This is a genomic window from Bacteroidia bacterium, from assembly GCA_037045145.1.
In the GTDB taxonomy this organism is placed as follows: domain Bacteria; phylum Bacteroidota; class Bacteroidia; order AKYH767-A; family OLB10; genus OLB10.
Genome location: JBAOIA010000012.1, coordinates 1,025,096 through 1,044,565 on the forward strand (window position 1 = coordinate 1,025,096; position 19,470 = coordinate 1,044,565).

Below are 19,470 nucleotides of genomic sequence, written 5' to 3' on the forward strand. Positions count from 1 at the left end.
ATATTGTAATGTATTGGACACTGGAATTAGCCTCGCATCTTGAAGACGCCCCCTGGCCTGCTACTAAAGACGAATTGATTGATTACGCTATCCGCTCTGGAGCACCTGTAGAAGTGGTTGAAAACCTTCAGGAATTGGAAGACGAAGGTGAATCGTATGAAAGTATTGAAGAAATTTGGCCTGATTATCCAACTAAAGACGACTTTTTTTTCAACGAAGATGAGTATTAATCTTTTTAATGATATCTGAAAATAAGGCTAAGCATAAATGCTTGGCCTTAATTTTTTTATGACAAAAACCAAAAATGCATTTGTAGCCTGGAAACATAAAGATTATCGCTTGTTTCTGATTGCTAAAGTCTGTTTGACCATAGCTATTCAAATGCAGAGTATTATTCTCAGCTGGCTGATTTATGAGATGACTAAAGACCCTTTGTCGTTGGGCATTATTGGGTTGATAGAAGCTGCACCTGCTTTGACAGTTGCCTTGTTTGGCGGCCATCTGGCCGACAGGCTCAGCAGGCGCAAGCTCTTAATATGGAGTAGTGCGATTACACTTTCTGCTTCAACATTTTTGGCTGTTTATGTTTATGATTTTGGCAAAATTTCTACCTGGCCTATTTACCTCACCATTTTTTTAATTGGCCTGGCACGAGGTTTTCATGCACCTACGCAAGCTGCCTTTTGGGGTCAGCTGGTGCCTAAAGAGCATTATGTGAATGCATCCACATGGAACAGCAGTCTTTGGCAGGTAGCCGCAGTGATAGGTCCTGCTATGGGAGGTTTTTTCTATGGTTGGATTGGTGTTTTTTATTCTTCGCTTGTGGTCTGCGCATTTATCATAGTTACCATGATTTGTTACCTGCTGATAAAAGACAGGCATGTTGATTATCACAATAAAACAGAATCTATTTTACAATCTTTAAAAACAGGTGTGAATTTTGTTTTTAAAAATCAATATATCATTTCAGCTATTTCGCTGGATTTGTTTGCGGTGTTGTTTGGTGGTGCAGTAGCTTTATTGCCTGTTTTTGCCGATCAGGTATTGCATGTAGGTGCAGAAGGTTTGGGTTTGTTGCGTGCGGCACCGGCAGTAGGCTCTGTGGTGATGGCAATATATTTAGCCTTTCACCCTCCGAGAAAAGATGCAGGGTATAAGATGCTGGCCAGTGTTGCGGGTTTTGGATTGTGCATGATTGGCTTTGCACTTTCATCAAGTTTTGTTGTGTCGCTTTTGCTGTTGTTTATGAGTGGTGTTTTTGATAATGTGAGTGTTGTGATTCGTTCTACTATTATTCAAAGTTTTACGCCTGATGAGATGAAGGGAAGGGTGTCGGCAGTGAACAGTATTTTTGTTGGTTCGTCAAATGAGTTGGGCGCATTTGAGTCGGGTGTTATGGCAAAGCTGATGGGACTGATACCTTCTGTGCTCTTTGGCGGAGGTATGACCTTGCTGGTGGTGCTGGTTACTTTTGTTAAAGCCAAGAAGCTTAAGGAGCTTCGATTGCCTTAATTTTTTATAGCCATTAAAACTCTGCGTTGCGTGGTGTACGTGGAAAAGGAATGACATCGCGGATGTTATTCATGCCGGTAACAAATAGCATTAAGCGTTCAAAGCCCAATCCAAAACCTGAGTGTGGACATGCGCCAAACCTGCGGGTATCGAGGTACCACCACATTTCTTTTTCAGGAATATGCATCGCTTTCATTCTTGATACAAGTTTGTCGTAGTTCTCTTCGCGTTGGGAGCCACCAATTATTTCGCCAATCCAGGGGAACAAAACATCCATAGCTCTGACTGTTTTGCCGTCATCATTTTGTTTCATGTAAAATGCTTTGATGGCAGCAGGATAGTCGGTGAGAATGACAGGTGCATTAAAATGCTCTACCAGGTAGTTTTCATGTTCTTTCTGCAGGTCGGCACCCCAGTTTACTTTGTATTCGAACTTGCTGTTGTTGGGCTCCAGAACGTTAATGGCTTCGGTATAGGTTAGTCGTTTAAATGGTTTTTCGATAACACTTCGCAAACGCCCAATGAGTTCCTTATCGTACATGTTATTCAGAAATTCAATATCATCCATACAGTTATCGAGGGCATAACGAATCAGATATTTCAATAAATCTTCAGCAAGGTCCATGTTATCATTCAGGTCGAAGAAAGCCATTTCGGGTTCTATCATCCAGAACTCGGCTAAGTGTCGTGGCGTGTTGCTGTTTTCGGCACGAAAGGTAGGGCCAAAAGTATATACTTTGCCCAAGGCCATTGCTGCCAGTTCGCCTTCAAGTTGTCCGCTTACGGTCAAGTTGGTTTCTTTGGCAAAAAAATCCTGGCTAAAGTCAATAGTGCCATCATCCTTACGGGGCGGCTTGTTGATATCCAATGTTGTTACTCTAAACATCTCCCCTGCACCTTCGGCATCACTACCTGTAATGATTGGCGTATGGATGTAGAAAAAACCATGTGTGTGGAAATAGTGGTTTATGGCATAGGCCATTGTATGTCTTATTCTGAGAACTGCACCAAAGGTGTTTGTCCTTGGACGTAAATGTGCAATATCGCGCAGAAACTCCATGGTGTGTCCCTTTTTCTGTAGTGGAAATGTTTCGGGGTCGGCAGTGCCGTAAACTTCTATTTTGTGGGCTTGTATTTCGACTTTTTGCCCTTGCCCCTGCGAGGCTACCAACACACCTTCTACGAAAATGCAGGCACCTGTGGTGATGTTTTTAAGCAACTCCTCGTTGAAGTTTGAATTTTCGGCAACGACCTGAATGTTATGTATTGTGCTTCCGTCATTGAGTGCAATAAATGAAATAGCTTTGTTTCCTCTTTTTGTTCTGACCCATCCTTTGGCATTTACTTTTTGTTGTGCGGGCTCTGTATTTAATAATGCTTTAATATAACTATGGCTCATTGCTCTGTAAAATTTGGGCAAAGTTATCAGAAAGTATAAAATGGTGAGTGGTTACCAACAAAAAGAGGCTGTCTCAAAACAATAAATTGAGGCAGCCTTTTTTTATATACTGCTTTATAGAGGCAGATGATTAAAAAGAAATCAAGTTTTATTTTTATTCCTGAAGGACGTTATGGTGCATTAGGAGATGTTTTTAATGATTATGACATCCTTTTTTTGATTTTTTTCAGTTCAAGAGTGCTTTTTGTTTGAGATTAAATCCGATCAGGCACAATCCGGCCTCTATCTCTACTTTAGGAATAGATCGCAGCATGAACCGTTTAAAATTTTTGTTTTGCTTGAGGCAAGCAAACACAGGCTCTATGGTGTAGCATCTTTTTTTTCGATGGGCGATGCCTTGTTCACTTTTCAAATTTTCATTGGCTTTATTTTTCAGTTGGATCAGTTGCTGATTGACTTCGATTGTTCTGTTGTTTTTTGATTGATGACATACGCTTCTTAACGGGCATCCGTTGCAGTTTTGCGTCTGGTATTTTTTTACCTGTTGTGTATATCCATTTTCGGTTGTGCGTGTTGAAGTACTGATGTATTGCATGCGTTGACCCATTGGGCAGTAGTAGCAATCTTGCTCCTTATTGTAATAAAGTTCATCACTCTTAAATCCTTTCTTATAGGTGGCTTTGCGCTTTTGTTCTTTATCAAAGGTGTTGTATTTAACATAGCCCTCAATGCTGTTGTTTTGCAGGAACTGATAGTTTTCGTGCGACCCGTATCCGGCATCTGCTGTGATGCTCTTTGGATAACTACCGTAAAGTTGTTGATATTGATTGATGTGCGGAATGAGAGTAGTGGTGTCGGTTGGTTTTTGATGCAAGCTGTAGTTCACACAAAATATTTTTTTACCGGGACATGAACTGGCTTGTAAATTATATCCGGCTTTAAGTTGTCCGTTACGCATGTGGTCTTCCTTCATACGCATAAAAGTTGCATCCGGATCGGTTTTGCTGTAACTGTTTCGATTACCCAGTATGGCCTCTTGTTGCTCATACTTTTCCATGCGCTTTACAAAATCGGTTTTTGCTTTTTTGATTTGGTCAAGAGTTTTTTTTTCAACCTGTTTGTTTTTCAATGCCTCATCAATCTGCGCTGCCACAGCTTTTACTTTTGCTGCATCGATGTTCTTAAAATCAATCGGTTCGGTATCTTTTAATTCTTCTACGGCAACTTGCTGGCTGTAGTTCCACAACGCTTCTAACTGTTTTGCTATTTTTTCCTTTTGCGTTTTGATGGCTTTGCCCCACACAAAGGTGTATTTGTTGGCATTGGCTTCTATCTTGGTGCCATCGGTATAAACTTCTTCTATACTAACCAGTTCTTCCTTTACCAACAGGGTTACCACCTGGGCAAATATTTCTTTAATCTCATTTTTTAATTTCGAACTGCGAAAACGGTTAATCGTATTATGATCCGGTGTACTCATACCCGTTAGCCACATGTAATGGATGTTCTCTTTCAGGGCCGCTTCTATTTTACGACTGCTGTACGTATTGCTTAAATAAGCGAACACAATGGCGCTTAATAGCATACGTGGATGATATGAACTTGTACCACCTCCTTTATACTGATCAATCAGCCCATCTATTTTAATTTCGCTGATGATTTGTTGTACTACACGCACCGGATGATTCTTATCAATGAGTTCATCAAAACTCGGTGGCAACAACATTTGCGGATTAAACTGATATGGTTTGAATACTATATTGGTTTTGCTCATGCAACAAATTTAGTTGCATCACCTTTCCTTCTTTCCCTTTTGGATAACTATTCTTTTTTTGTTAATAACCTTTGATTTTCTAAAAAATCAAAAGAGGCTGCCTACTTTTGAGACAGCCTCTTTTTATTTATTAAAACATTAAATTAGTTAACATCCCACCACATGCGGGTGTCTTGCTGGTCAGCACCCTGTGCTGCAACGGCAGCACTGTAGCTGGCACTGTTGAGCGTTTGTTCCAACACGGGATATTTCATACGTAATGGAATGCCTGTTCCGTCAATAACACCATCGGCAGGCATCATGAGTTTGTTGAAGTCGAGTCTTCTCCACTCAACCCATCCCTGAATGCCCTGGTTGAAAAGTGCAATCCATTTTTGTACGCCTACTCTTTGTTGCCATGAACCACCGGCTGTTTGATAGTTTACAGTAGGTTGTGCGATGTATGCAGCAATATCACCAGCAGAGGCAGGGGCACCATTGAGTCCTGTCCAGAAAGAGATGCTTGCAGTGATACCGGCATCATAATGACTTTCGGCAGAGCCTGATACAGCCCAACCTCTTTCAGCAGCTTCTGCTAGCATAAATTCTACCTGCGCATAGTCCATGAATATACCGGGTAATGATGCAGACAAAACTAAAGGAGAACGCTGAGAGATGCGAGAGTTTGGTGTTTGGGCACCATTAGCTTCGGACAAACCATATACTTCGCCAGTCCACAAGCCGGTGGCAGTGGCAGGAACGAAGAAGCATTCTCTGCGAGGATCGCTCAAAGGAGTTAAAGTGGAATCGAGGAAGGTGTTGCTGGAGGCATAGTCATTACGTCCGGAAATGTAACGGTTGTAATAGATTGGGTTGCCACTTGGGAATTCGCCATATTGCAACAAAGCATTGTCGTTGTTAGAAGCAAATGCTTCAGGCGCTGCAGCTTCAAACTCTGATTGAGCTTTTGCAGCATTGCGATCAACAATTCTTAAAGCTAAACGCATCTTTAATGAATTGGCAAACTTTTTCCAGGCAGCCATATCACCATTATAAACAACATCACCATGAGGTCCGGATTCAGCATCGTCTATCATTCCGATAGCATCATTAATCTCGGTTAGAAGTCCATTGTAGATATCTTCCTGTTTATCATATTTTGGTGTCTTGTTGGCATCGGCTTGTAAAGCTTCAGAATAAGGAATATCGCCCCAAGCATCTGTCATGTTTTGAAACAACCACACTCTTAATATGGTAGCTACAGCAATTTGATTAGGTACGTAGCCACCAACAGATGCAACGATAGAGTCTTCTTTACACTTTCTTACAATTTCGCTCAGCTCATAAAGACCGCCAACATTCACCAATTGGTCGTTTCTAACGCCACCGTAGAAGCTTCTCCATGACTGGTTGGTTACGCTAGTTCTGTAGAAGTAGCGGCTTTCGGAAGTATATTGGTTAGACGACCAATATTGCCCCAGTTGATTACCTACGTTGGCTCCCCACCATACATCAATGGTGTTGTCCATGATGCCACGTTGAGCTCCGGTGAGCAGATAGGCATTGGGTACTTCTTTGGGGTTGTTGGGATCTTCATTGATGGATTCGAAGTTTTTCTTACATGAACCCAGCAACAGCGAAAATACCATCACCGTTGCAATTACTTTTTGATTTATTTTAATTTTTGTCATGATCAATCGTTTTTAAAGTTAAAATCTGAAATTCAGGTTGATACCAAAAATACGTGCCGTAGGTAACTGACCACCTTCAAAGCCCTGAACGTTGCCGCTCGACAAGCCAGCTTCGGGGTCAATATTAGGAACGTTTTTATGCAGTATAGCCAAGTTTCTGCCGTAAACACCTACAGAAATACCACGAATGGCTTTTTTAAACAATGATTGTGGCAATTCGTAGGAAAGTGTTAATTCGCGCAGTTTCACAAATGATGCATCATAAACATCAGCAGCGGTAATAACATAACCACCATCCTGAAAATAGTGATCAACTGCAGAAATAACAGTTGTGTTTTGTTCACCTGTTTCAGTTACACCTTCGTTAATCAAACCGTTTTCGCGTATATCACCTTCGGCCGTTTCAGCAAAAATTCCTGAATATTTACCCCACACATTGGTGAGAGAGAAAACTTTGCCTCCTTTTTGAAAGTCAATCAAACCGGAGAAACGGATGCCTTTGAATGTTACATAGGTACTCACGCCACCGGTATAGTCAGGCAATACTGAACCCAATGGTTTAACTGTTTCTGATCGCATATAAAAACCATCGGCATCAACCACCTTATTTCCATTATCATCATACACAAAATCATAACCTACAATCTGTGAAGCTTCCATTCCTTTACGCATTTCTAAAGTTGCAGAAAATGGTGCATTGGAAATCTGCACGGTTTCAGTTTCGTTGCCCGATTCGTCAGTAAACAATTTTTCTACCTTATTTTTGGTTTTTGCCCAGTTAAAGCCAACACCCCACTCGAGGCCGTTTTTCATTTTAACGGGAACCACATTCACCATCAGTTCGATAGTTTTGTTTGAAAGTTCGGCAGCGTTGTATATTTTGTAGTCAATACCACTGGCGCCAGATTGTTGCACGTTAAAGATAACGTCTTTAGACAAGGTAGAACTATAGGCCAGATCAAAAGAAATACGTTTTTGAAGGAAGTGTAATTCCAATCCTGTTTCGAAACCGGAAGTCATTTCAGGTCGCAAGTCGGTGTTGTTGAAGGTACCGGGAATAACACTTGTTGGCAAACCATTAAAGTTGTCTGACATACTTGGTGAGGTTAATGTTGAGCGATAAGGAACAGGATCAATAGCTGTTTGTGCCCAACCAGCACGCAATTTACCATAACTTAACCAATCAAAATCTAATTTTTCGGAGAACACAAAACTACCTGTAATTGATGGATAGAAGTATGAGCTTTTATTTTCCGGTAAGGTAGAACTCCAGTCATTACGTCCGGTTACATCAAGATATAAGAAACTCTGATAGCCGAAAGATGCGCTTGCAAAAAGTGAGTTTTTGCGCAATTGACGAACTTGAGAAGAATAAATCAATTCGCTGCTGGCTGAGTTATTGATGTTGTAGAAATTCGGCACATTTAATCCGCCCTGTGTAGAAACAAATTTGTTGCTGAATTTCTGATCTTGTCTGTTTACACCAACAAAGCCGTTAAAATCTACATCATCGGCCAAACGGTGTTTGTATGACAAAATCATTTCGTAGTTATTTTCATTGAACTTAATGCTGTTTTCTGAGTACGCTGGGATTGCTGTAGCAATAGCACTACCTACGGCAACACGCTCCTGACGAAAATCGTCATAGTAGTCGGTTTTACCGGATGCTGAAACAGAAAATCCTTTACCGATATCATAACTAAATGTCAAACCACCATACAAACGATTGCGCAAATCGGTTTCATAATTCTCATAAGAAACCCAATATGGGTTATCCCAATATAAAGCTGAAGGATCATCTTCTGCATTCATATTCCATGCGCGCTGTGAGCCATCAGGATTTTTATAATTTTTCAGTTCTTTGATATCGAGTTGTCGTTGCCACCATTGATTAAAGTTTGATGCAATGCTGTTATAACCTGTTGCAGCACGACCTTTACCTCTTGCAACTACATAGTTCATACTGATAGTTGCCGTTAACTTGTCATTAAATTTATTTGAACCATTAAAGCTGATGATATTTCTGTTGAGGCTTTCGTTTGGAATAACACCTTTTTCATCATAGTTGGTATAGCCGAGGCGGAAGAGTGATTTTTCATTGCCGCCATCCAAAGAAATGCTGTTATTCTTTACAAAACCTGTTTCGAAGAAATCTTTTACGTTGTCGGGATGCGCAACCCAAGGGGTTTTTTTGTTATAGTTAGGCATGGAAGGATAGTAGCTGTCCCACTGATATACTTCTTGTCCTAACAATTCAGGACCCCAGCTGCCATCGTACTCAAACTCGGAACGAAGTTCGCCCGGATGAATATCACTCTCAATAAAATCTGGCGATGCACCACCACCATAACGGTTCTGGTATTTAGGAAGATTATAAATCTTTTTCATGCTCCAACCGGAGTTAATTGTTACACCAATGGGTGAATATTTTTCGGACTTTTCACGAGCAACACCTTTTTTTGTTGTGATAATAATTACACCATTAGAACCTCTTGAACCATAAAGTGCAGTTGCAGATGGCCCTTTAAGTACGTTCACAGACTCAATATCATCAGGGTTTATATCCTGAATGGCGTTACCATAATCATAACCTAAGGCACCACGCTGCTGATCAGCTGTTGCAACGTTTTCGTTATTCATAGGAATACCATCAACCACAAACAATGGTTGGTTTTCGAAGTTGATAGAACGCATACCGCGCAGCAAGATTCTTGAAGAACCACCCATATTGCTGGAACCTGTAATACTTACACCGGCAACACGTCCTTGCAGTGAGTTAATGAAGTTGGCTTCTTTGGCGTTGGCCAAATCGTCACCACTTACTTTTTGAGTGCTATAGCCCAATGATTTTTCATCGCGTTTGATACCTAAGGCTGTTACCACTACCTCGCCTATTTTCTGAACATCGGCTGTCATTGTAAGGTCTAATGAGTTTGATGCCGGAATATCAACTGTGCGCGTTACCAAACCTGTTCCGGAAAAACGAAGCTGAGTTGTAGTTGATTTAACATTAATGGAATATTTTCCATCAATATCCGTAACTGTACCATTGGTAGTTCCGGGTTCGAGGATGCTCACACCGGGAATGCCCAGTTTGTCCTGCGATGAAGTAACCTTACCGGTTACCGTCTTGTCCTGCGCCCAGGTTGCCAATGACAACGAGAACAGGCAAATAAACAATGTGATTGTTTTCTTCATACTGCTTTTAATTTGAGTTTAACTTATTTAGTTGATTTGTTGTAGAACGATGATTGCGATTTATTCTACTTTCAGGACTAATTAAAAAATAATCCTTCACTTTTTGAAAATAACCCTGTATGAAAAATAATTTCATGTTTGTGGTTTGGGTGAAACTTCACACAAAACTAATGATTAATTCGGAAAACCAAATTTTTTTAAAAAAAACTTTGCAGTATTTCACAACTGCGTAAATAGTTACTGAAAAAAACAGATTATTTTCTACCCATTTGGCGCAGATGAAGAATATGCGATGCTAATGCACCTCGCATAGTCCGGAACTCTTTATATTGTACATTGTATTCCAAACATGTTTGGCGAACAATTTTACTGATTGAGGGGTAATGTATGTGGCTGATACGTGGAAACAAATGATGTTCAACCTGAAAATTCAACCCTCCCAACAGCCAACTGATAAACTTATTTTTAGTAGCAAAGTTTGTAGTTGTCTGTAACTGATGCACAGCCCATTCCGACTCAATTTTCATTACATCACCTTCAGGACTTACAAATGGCATATCTTCAACAACGTGAGCCAACTGAAAAACAACTGCAATAGTAATACCTGTAACTGCTACCATCAATCCATAAGCTAGAATTGTATCAATGAGGCCTACATTATATATTGGGAATACAAGAAACACTAAAACATAAAATATTTTAGTAGCCCAGAAAATAACATGATCCCAAACAGACATTTTCTGCATGTGGGTATGCTCTGCAATTTTGCCTGAAAAATATTTATTAAAATCATTATAAAAAACCCAGAAGAAATAGGTTATTCCATACAAGAGCAAACCATAAATGTGCTGATAACGATGAAACCAATATTTCTTTTGACCTTCATGCACACGTATAAAAGGTTTGATGTCTATATCATCATCCATTCCTTCTACATTGGTATAGGAATGATGGTTGATGTTGTGTTTTTGCTTCCAAATAAAAGAAACACCACCTAATAAATTAAGTGAATGTGCCATAGATTCATTTACCCATTTATGACTGGAATAGCTACCATGTGCCCCATCGTGCATTACATTAAAGCCGATAGATGCCATTACTAAACCTAAGAGTGAAGCCAAAAATAAAGACAGCCAACCATTTTCAGGAGTAAAAAACACCAGTATAATATAAAGAGCTATTAATATGGTGAAAAGAATGATGGTTTTAGAATATAATTTCAGATTACCGGTAGGCTTTATTTTATTTTGTTCAAAATATTGATTGATGCGCTGTTTTAATTCAGGAAAAAATATTGCATCTTTATTGTTGAATTTTACCGTTGACATGATATTAAATATTGGGTGCAAATGTAGGCATATTGAGCGTTTACTTTGCCTGGTACTAAAAAGAAATTCACTTAAAAAATGAACAAAAATCAATTTTTTTTATCGGCTTACTCAAGTAATATATTATTCAAACATATTGATTTCAAATTATTTAGAATCCATTGGATAGGTTTTGTTTTAAGTTTGACCGTGTTTACAGCCGGTGCACAAAACAAAGTTTTTATCGGTAGAGCTTCATATTATGCCAAGAGCTTTGAAGGCCGGAAGACTGCTAATGGCGAAAAATATAGTAACTACGACATGACTTGTGCCAGCAGAACATTAGCGTTTCATACTTTTTTAAAAATAACCAATTTGAAAAATAATCTGGTGACTATTGTTCGTGTTAATGACAGAGGCCCTTATGCCAAAAACAGAATAATAGACCTTACGGAACAGGCCGCACGTATTATAGGCAGCTATAAACATGGTATTACAAAAGTGAAGCTTGAAATTATTCAGCCACCACAAAATGCTGATTCAATTGAAAAAATATTTATGACAGATCAAGTTATAGATGCCGATGGTCGGACCACAACACCATCCGGTTACACTATCAGCATCTGGCGCACACGCGATTTTGATCATGCCCTGTTACTTGCTAAATATTTGCAACAGGAAGAATACATACAATCTTTTTTTATTGGCAAAAAAAATCAAAACGGCAGACCCTTGTTTCACATTTTGGTTTTAAATATTGCAACACAAGAAGAAGCGTTTAAGTTGAGAGACTTTTGGGAGCGAAAAGGGTTTATGCGTGTAAAGATGATGGAAAAATTCTGAGTTACATCTCTTCTATTTTTATAAAAATATCGCTGTTGCGGCCCATATCATCAGCACATGAAATCTTAACAAGGCCTTTGGGTGGAGAACAAAACAGTTGCTCATTGGCTGCTGCTGCACGATAAATCAAATTATTAATGTACCAGTAAACATTCCTTACTTCTGGTGATGCCTGACATTGGAGCATTATTTTATCTCCTCCTTTTAAATCAAGTAAATACTCACTTTGCATATTGGGAGAAACAATTCTTGGGGGCTGACCGGTAAACACCCTTGTGCATGCAAGATTATGTGGTGGCGGAAGCTCCGGACTAATGTTTTCACTTTTCAAGAACGACAAATATTCGGCATCCTGAGAAAAAAACAGCTTTTTCTTATAACCCGCTGCAGGCATGCATGATGTGCAATAACAAATTTTTTCATCAGGGGAAATGATATACTCCTTTAAATGTGTGCAAACTGCATTGGATGTTATGCCAGGTAAAAACTCATCCATAATCTGATTGCTGCAATTGACACCCGGAAGCAGTCCTGTTTCGCTGCAAACCAATCTGAAATTTACATCAGCAGGTGGGCTGAACCAAGTTGAGTCATTGTCATAATCTATTGCATTAAAAATATCAAAAAGCAGCGGAGTGGCTACCGAGGCGCCACTAAGTTCGGCAACACCATTACCGTTATAGTTGCCTAACCACACACCTACTGTAAATCTTTTATTGTAACCTATGCTCCATGCATCTCTTCTGCCATACGATGTTCCTGTCTTCCATGCAATATGTGGAATCCGAAGGATATTGGCATAATTATCGGGTAAATCGGGGCGTGTAATTTTACTTAGTATTTCAGTTGTCATATAAGCAGCACCGGAAGACATTAACCTGAGCGTGTCGGTGTTTAATGTGTCATCTTCTACATACTTCAATTTTTGATAAACTCCATTGTTTGCAAACGTGGCATACAGGTTTGACAGTTCACACAGGCGCACGCCACAACCTCCAAGAGCCAAAGACAATCCAAGTTTGCTTTTACTTTCTTCTATTGAATTAAAACCACTTTTAATCAATGCTTGTGTGACTGTAGGCACACCCAATTGATTCAGAATTTTTACCGCAGGAATATTTAAAGAATGTGATAATGCAAAATCCAAAGTAACTCTACCATTAAATTTTGAATTATAATTTTCAGGATTATATCCCATAAAATTTACAGGTACATCATTAATAACCGTCAAAGGTGTTGCTAAACCTTTGTCGAAAGCCATTGCATAGATTAAAGGCTTTAAACTGCTGCCCGGTGAACGAACTGCATTTACGCCATCAACTTGTCCATGATGCAACTGATCTTTAAAATCTGCAGAACCAATATAGGCTACAACTTTATGACTCTTATTGTCAATCACAATGGCCGATGCATTGTAAATACTTTGCAGCGACTTACGTTTGCTGTAGTTATACACCAGCGACTGTACTTTATGTTGAAGTGGTGCCCGTAAGGTAGAATGTATATTCTCTGTTGAAGGATGTTGCTCTCTTAAACGATATGCCAATTGAGTAATCAATGCAGGCGCAGCCTGTCGCTTCATTTCAACAGGTTCATTCAATGCATCATTGATAACTTCACTTTTAAAAATTTTTTTTCCTTCAAATCTTGTCAGCCATTTATTTCTTTCGCGTCTGATCAGATCATTATCATAACCCGGACGTAAAGAATTTGGTCTATTGGGAATAATGCACAATGCTACACACTCAGCAAGTGATAAGTCTGCAGGTAACTTGCCAAGATATAAAACTGATGCAGCTTTTACTCCTTCAATATTTCCACCATACGGAATCAGGTTAAGATAAAGCTCTAAAATTTCTTTTTTTGAATACCTGCATTCCAATTGTACGGCACGTAAAGCTTCTATCATTTTATTGTACAACGTACGGGGCGCAGGGTAAAGCAATCTGGAGACTTGCATTGTAATGGTTGATGCTCCGGATGTTTTTCGCTGATACATCAAATTATTGACCATTGCCCTAACAACGGCAACGGGATTTACGCCATAATGAAAATAAAACCAGCGATCTTCTTTTTGAATAATAGCCTTTACCAGCTGTGGGTTGATTTCATTCAGACCAACATTCATTCTCCACTTTTCATCCTTTGATAAAAAAGCATGCAACACTTCCCCACGACTGTCAGTAACTGTAACAGCATAAGGGATATTTACATTTAATGGAATAAACCATGCCAAAACAAACATCAGCAACATGCTTACGGCAATCACAATTGCGCTTTTTTTAGCTGCAATCCGGAAGCCTTTAACTGTTGACTTCATTTAACCACTTTAACTCTTCCACTTCCACTATAAGAATGAAACTCTCCATCATACATGGCATCAGCACTGACCGGTCCCACAACAAAACTTCCGGTGTTTACTGCACGCACAGTATAATAAAAATACTTTGTTGTTTTACCTGCCTGTGTGTATAGATTAATTCTGTCATCACGTATATCAAAATAATCCGGTTGCGATTTACTTTTAATCCATGTCATTTCTCTATCGTCAACAATACGTGGATTTTCAATTTCAAAGCCTGAGGGAATTAAATCAGTGAGAACAACATTTGCTACGTCAATGCCTGTAGGCGAATTCAAAGCCAACTGCACGACAATTAAATCACCTTGTTTAAAATTGTTACTCATTTGTTGACCAAAGCGGTTGAAGTAACTTCTTCTAACACTCAGTTTACTATCCTCCTCTTTCACCCTTAATCCGGTTTTTATTCCACTCAATTCAAGAAAATAATACAATTGACCTTTATCTTCTGTGCGAATTTCAATCTTTTTTCCGGCCAGTTGATTGCTGTTTAACACTAAATCTGCTCCGCTAAATACCCCTAATTCTTTTCCATCAGCAAATACTGTTGCACGCACATTTGTTGATGTGCTGCGTTTAGCAAACTTACCCAATGCCAGGAAAGCAAATGCACGTTCCTGAGTACTCAACCACTTTTCTCCTTTTATCAATTGCGAAAGTGTGCGCGCCATATTTGGAATCTGTGCATTATCAGGGTCGGTTTCAAGAAGGCAGTTTAAAGTCAAGGCCTGATCTCTTACGTACGATGAGAAATTACCTGCAAGACTTCTTTCTGATTTTTCTCCTGCAAAATTATCTGGTAATAATGCCAAATAACTTTTTGTATCGCCAATGGCAAGATAGCTTAATGCAAGCATGTATTTTGAGTCTATTGTCAGTTGTTGATGATTTGCCTTATAATAATTCATCATTGTTAAATCTCTTCTGTCGTTAATTGCCAGCAGATATAGTGAATAAATAATTTCACGTTTTACTTTCACCTGCTTTTCAATAACATTACTTGCATTAGCAAAATACACTTTCTCTGTTTCTTTAGTTTTTACTTTTGATTTCAGGTATTCAAATGTTCTGTTGATGGTACTCTCGTTAACTTCATATCCTGCCTTTCTTGCTTCGGTAAGAAAATGTAATGCATAGGCAGTTGCCCACCAATTTTCAATCACACTACCCGGCCAGTATGTCATTGAGCCATTATAAATCTGCATGCCTTCAATTTTTCTGATAGCTTCCTGAACATTAAATTGAGGATTATATGCCACACCACTTTTGTTTGTAATGTTTTTTGCAAGATTACCATAATACAACTGTGGAAATGCAATGGAAACGGTTTGTTCAAGGCAGCCATGCGGATAATCGAGCAAATAAATTAACTGATCAGTAAATTGAACCAATGGCGATGCACTTAGCGTAAAATACACTTTGGTTGAACCTGAAACAAAATCCGATGCAACTTGCATCGTAGTGTTTCCTTTTGCCACACCATTGCTTGTTTCTTTAACTAAAGATGATGGCGGCCTGATGGTGATAGAAGTTTTATCTGAAAATGATTCACTACCGGTATTAACTTTAACTTCTATAGAGCCCTGCCCTATAGCTGATGAGGCAACCATATTCCAGACAAAACGAGCCTCTGCCGAAGGAGCTATAGTGAGTTGTGAAGATGCATTATTGGATAATTTAAGATTTCCTGTTACAGTACAGCTTACCCCCAACGTTAACGGCATTGCCGTAGTGTTAGTAAAAGTTACAGGCATCTCTAACGAATCGCCAGGGCTTAAAAACCGTGGCACCGAAGGACTGATAACAACAGGGTCGGCAACGGTGATAAACTGCTCACTACTGCCAAAGCGGTTATCTTTCCAACTGCAAGCCATAACACGCAACTTACCACTGAACTGTGGAATTTCAATATTGAATGATGCATCACCGGCTGCATTGGTTTTGAGTATGCCACTCCAAAGTGCCACCAACTGAACACGTTTGTTGGATAGCGGATTTACCCTTCTTGCCAGATCAAATCCATCGCCACCGGTGGTAGATGATCGCATTTTTAAGTCGGGTAGCAACTGCGCATATACGTCATACGTTGTTGTCTGCAATGCCTTTTTCTGATAAAAATACCCAAAGGGATCAGGCGACTTTTGATTCTTTAATGCAAGAATTCCTTCATCAACAACAGCTACTGTCAGTTCGGCATTTGGTACAGAACGTACTTTAATAGTCTGTTTTTTCTTACTCTTTGATTTTGCAGCACAAGTTATCGCAACAGGTAATTTCAGTTCAGGTTTTGAAACAATAAGAGGCAAAAAACCATGTGCGACAGTTAACGGCATAGCACCATCATCAAGTGGTTTAAATAAAGTAGCTGAAACATACACATTGGGCAAGTAACTTTCACTCACAGGTACAGAAAGCATGGCAGAACGTTTATCTGTGTTGATGTAGTAATGCTTTAAAATTTTGTTACTCTCAATTGTTACCAAAAGCTTGCCTGCAAAAGGTGTTTTAAAAAGTAAGTTGGCTTTTTCTCCCGGTGCAAAAGTGTCTTTATCTGCCTGAATGGTTACCTGCCCTTCAGTGTTTATATTAAAAGAAGTGTTTGAGGTGTAGCCAAATCCATAAGCCCAAAAATTGGATGCAACATAGTTTCCACCTTTAACTGCACTGATACGCACCTCATACTCGCCTGAGTTTGCAGGAATAAAGTTCAAACTACTTCCGCCTGCTGCAATATGCACTTCGCGACTTAACATTGTTACTTCCCGCTTTTGTGAAACATAGCGATATTGTCCGTTATCCGATTTCTCAACCACATTGTACCAATCGTAATTAATTATTTCAACATAGGCAGTTGCCGTTGCCCCCTTGCCATTGCTGTTGCATGCAGCCAACCCAATGAGCGTGTTGGTACCAATATTGGCATAGTAATCATTCAGTTTAATGCCGAAATAATTTTGTTGCGTATTTACATCAAAAGTGTTGAGTCTGTTTACCGGACGACCGGTTTCATCAAACACCGTTGTATAAATTCTACCTTGCAAAAGGCCAGTGTTTGAGCAGGAATCAGGAATCAGAAACTTAGCTGTTGCTTCGCCTTTTTCATTGGTTTGCCCCTGTTCAATCTTTTTATCTAATGGAAGTTCATTTAATGTTTTAACTGTAAAATTATAACCGTTAAAATCTTTACTTGAAAAGCTTTTTCTGATAAGATTAAACTCTGCTTCAAACTTGCGCAAGGCAGCAGGCGGACCGAAAAAATTAGTTGCTGAAATTGCTGCAACAATGGTGTCAGCAGGATGAAAATCGCTCTTATTAACTTTCACTTTCACATCTATTCTGTCGGGCATAAACTCTTCTACCTGTATGGTTCTTGAGCCTATAAGGACATCGTTGGCAGAAAAAATATCTATATTATAATTTCCGGTTACTGCTACTTGTGGTAACAAAAAATCTGCTGCCACTGCCCCTTGACTGTTGAGGGATTTACGCAGTGTCTTAAACTCATGACCATTGGGCATTGTCATTTTCAATTTTACAGGTACATTGGCAACGGGCATCCATTTATCATTGCGCACTATGGTATTTAAATAAACCGTTTCACCGGGGCGATACATATCCCTGTCGCCATAGATGTATGCCATAACACCTGCAGGATTGTCTTTATACCCACCAACATCATAGCGGCTCGTACTCACTTTCGTTTCACTAAGTAAAATCATATTAAAATCCTTACCCTGCCGGGCTGAAATCATTCCTATACGAAAATTCTTTGCTTTACTGCCGATATCAGAAAAAGTAACCCTACCGTCATGGTCTGTTGTTCCGTTGAACAACACTTGATTATTGGTTGATATACAACTTACATTTACACCTTCTGCAGGTAATGCCGTTTTAATATAGTTAGTAAAGACCGTCAATTCGTTTTCGGAATATTTTGCAATCATGCCAATATCAGAAAGTGCTATAACCTTTGTATCATGCAACCAATAATCGTCTGTTGAAGCTACATCAACTACATAAATTCCTTTATAGGCATTAATTTCATCGAGAGAAAGATTGAGTAAGTCGTTGCCATTACCACGGGGCAGACTCTTAGCACTGTAATTTCTTTGCATCACTAAGTCGCCATAATTTTCAATACCATAAATATTGTATTGCTTGCGACTGGAGTACCCATCTTCTGATCCTTCATAGAAATCGCTGTAGCTGTTTTGACGCAAAAAATTCAAAATATTGTTTTCATAAACTTTATAAATGCTGACACGAACTTTAGGTACGTTTACTATCTGTATTCCAATATTTCGATTTCCTTTTGAAGACAGATACATGCCGTTAGCATTGGTAAAAGATATTGAAGGCTGCATTTCTCCAAAAGGGATGGTAGCAATAAAATCCTGATCTAACATGCCACCAATTAATCCACTCAGTTCTTTTTTAACTGTAAGCTGATAGGATTGTCCGGGATCGAATGTTCCTTTAATTAAGAAACCATCGCTGGCTGCTTCGGTGGTAAAATCAACTCTTGGCTGAACAGAAACATACGTTGCAATCTGATTCAAATTAACAGCCTGATTCGTGTAAACATGAATGACAGGTTGTGTGTTATCATATTCGCCTGATGCATTCATAATTGTCAGTCTATCGGGCAATGGCACATCTGTATCTTTAACAAGAATATTTTCTGTCTTATAATTGCTGCCATTACACATCAACCCTTTATTGATAGCAACGCTAACCTTTACTTTTTTGTAATCTGAAGGTTGTATGTTGTTTATTTCCAGAACTACTTCTGTTGATGCTGTGTTGGTTACAACAGTAAAAGGATAAACCTTATCATTAATCTTTATCTGTGCAAGGTCTTTCATCTGTGCAGAAGGAACCGGATAATTAAAATCAAGTTTTGTGAGCAACACAATGCTATTTTGCTGTGTAGAAAGAGCCCAGTGTGCATGAAGGTTTTCAAGTTGTGTCAGAGGTGTATGAAACTCAAAAGCGGCAGGCGCATCAAAAGAAAGCAACCTGTTTCCATAAAGTATTCTGTCGGTAACAACAGCTTTATAAAAAGTAGCAGGGCCAAAAGATGTTTCTGGCGAAAACATCAACTCGCGTTTGGTATTCCACTTAAACAATCCCCTTACCGCTGGTGTGATGGAAACAAACTGAGTGCTGTCCCACCGGTCAATTAAACTATCATCAACCAAATCTTTATCGAAAGTAAAAATGAGGTTTTGTTGCTGCGCTACAACATCTTCAAAGTTTTTGTTGGCAACAGAAACCGTGTTTTGGTTTTTACATGACGATAGCAGAACAATACAGAGTAATGTCCAGAAATGGTATTTAATGGTACTCATAATTCAGATTTTACCTTGATTAAAAATCATAAAGGTAACGGATGAAATGTTATA

The 19,470-nt window shown here is 39.2% G+C and carries 10 protein-coding genes; 3 read left to right on the forward strand and 7 right to left on the reverse strand.

Annotated features, from left to right (window positions below):
• The first annotated feature begins 8 nt into the window (after window positions 1-8).
• A complete protein-coding gene (locus V9G42_13730) occupies window positions 9-230 on the forward strand; it encodes a DUF2795 domain-containing protein (protein MEI2760485.1) in 222 nt (73 codons plus the stop codon).
• 58 nt (window positions 231-288) lie between these two features.
• A complete protein-coding gene (locus tag V9G42_13735) occupies window positions 289-1,512 on the forward strand; it encodes an MFS transporter (GenBank protein MEI2760486.1) in 1,224 nt (407 codons plus the stop codon).
• 13 nt (window positions 1,513-1,525) lie between these two features.
• On the opposite strand, the gene asnS is transcribed toward V9G42_13735, so the two are convergent.
• The 5 genes from asnS to V9G42_13760 all read right to left on the reverse strand — a co-directional run bounded on the left by asnS (window position 1,526) and on the right by V9G42_13760 (window position 10,881).
• Window positions 1,526-2,911: an asparagine--tRNA ligase gene (asnS, locus tag V9G42_13740; GenBank protein ID MEI2760487.1), complete on the reverse strand. Its 1,386-nt coding sequence runs from the start codon at window positions 2,909-2,911 to the stop codon at window positions 1,526-1,528.
• Window positions 2,912-3,137: 226 nt separating this feature from the next.
• Window positions 3,138-4,685, reverse strand: a complete 1,548-nt coding sequence (locus tag V9G42_13745) for an IS1182 family transposase (protein MEI2760488.1) — start codon at window positions 4,683-4,685, stop codon at window positions 3,138-3,140.
• Between the two features lie 143 nt (window positions 4,686-4,828).
• On the reverse strand, window positions 4,829-6,355 hold the full coding sequence (locus tag V9G42_13750; protein ID MEI2760489.1) for a SusD/RagB family nutrient-binding outer membrane lipoprotein: 1,527 nt from the start codon (window positions 6,353-6,355) through the stop codon (window positions 4,829-4,831).
• Between the two features lie 18 nt (window positions 6,356-6,373).
• Entirely contained in the window at window positions 6,374-9,553 is a 3,180-nt protein-coding gene (locus V9G42_13755; GenBank protein ID MEI2760490.1) for a SusC/RagA family TonB-linked outer membrane protein, read from the reverse strand.
• Between the two features lie 254 nt (window positions 9,554-9,807).
• Window positions 9,808-10,881, reverse strand: a complete 1,074-nt coding sequence (locus V9G42_13760; GenBank protein ID MEI2760491.1) for an acyl-CoA desaturase — start codon at window positions 10,879-10,881, stop codon at window positions 9,808-9,810.
• Window positions 10,882-11,070: 189 nt separating this feature from the next.
• On the opposite strand from V9G42_13760, the gene V9G42_13765 reads away from it, so the two are divergent.
• Window positions 11,071-11,703, forward strand: coding sequence for a septal ring lytic transglycosylase RlpA family protein (locus tag V9G42_13765; protein ID MEI2760492.1), 633 nt, complete (start codon window positions 11,071-11,073; stop codon window positions 11,701-11,703).
• Between the two features lies 1 nt (window position 11,704).
• Here the strand turns inward: V9G42_13765 and pbpC are convergent, their stop codons facing one another.
• Both pbpC and V9G42_13775 read right to left on the reverse strand, forming a co-directional pair.
• Entirely contained in the window at window positions 11,705-14,023 is a 2,319-nt protein-coding gene (pbpC, locus tag V9G42_13770; protein ID MEI2760493.1) for a penicillin-binding protein 1C, read from the reverse strand.
• A complete protein-coding gene (locus V9G42_13775) occupies window positions 14,020-19,416 on the reverse strand; it encodes an MG2 domain-containing protein (protein ID MEI2760494.1) in 5,397 nt (1,798 codons plus the stop codon). Before V9G42_13775 ends, pbpC begins: the two co-directional genes overlap by 4 nt.
• Window positions 19,417-19,470 lie beyond the last annotated feature (54 nt).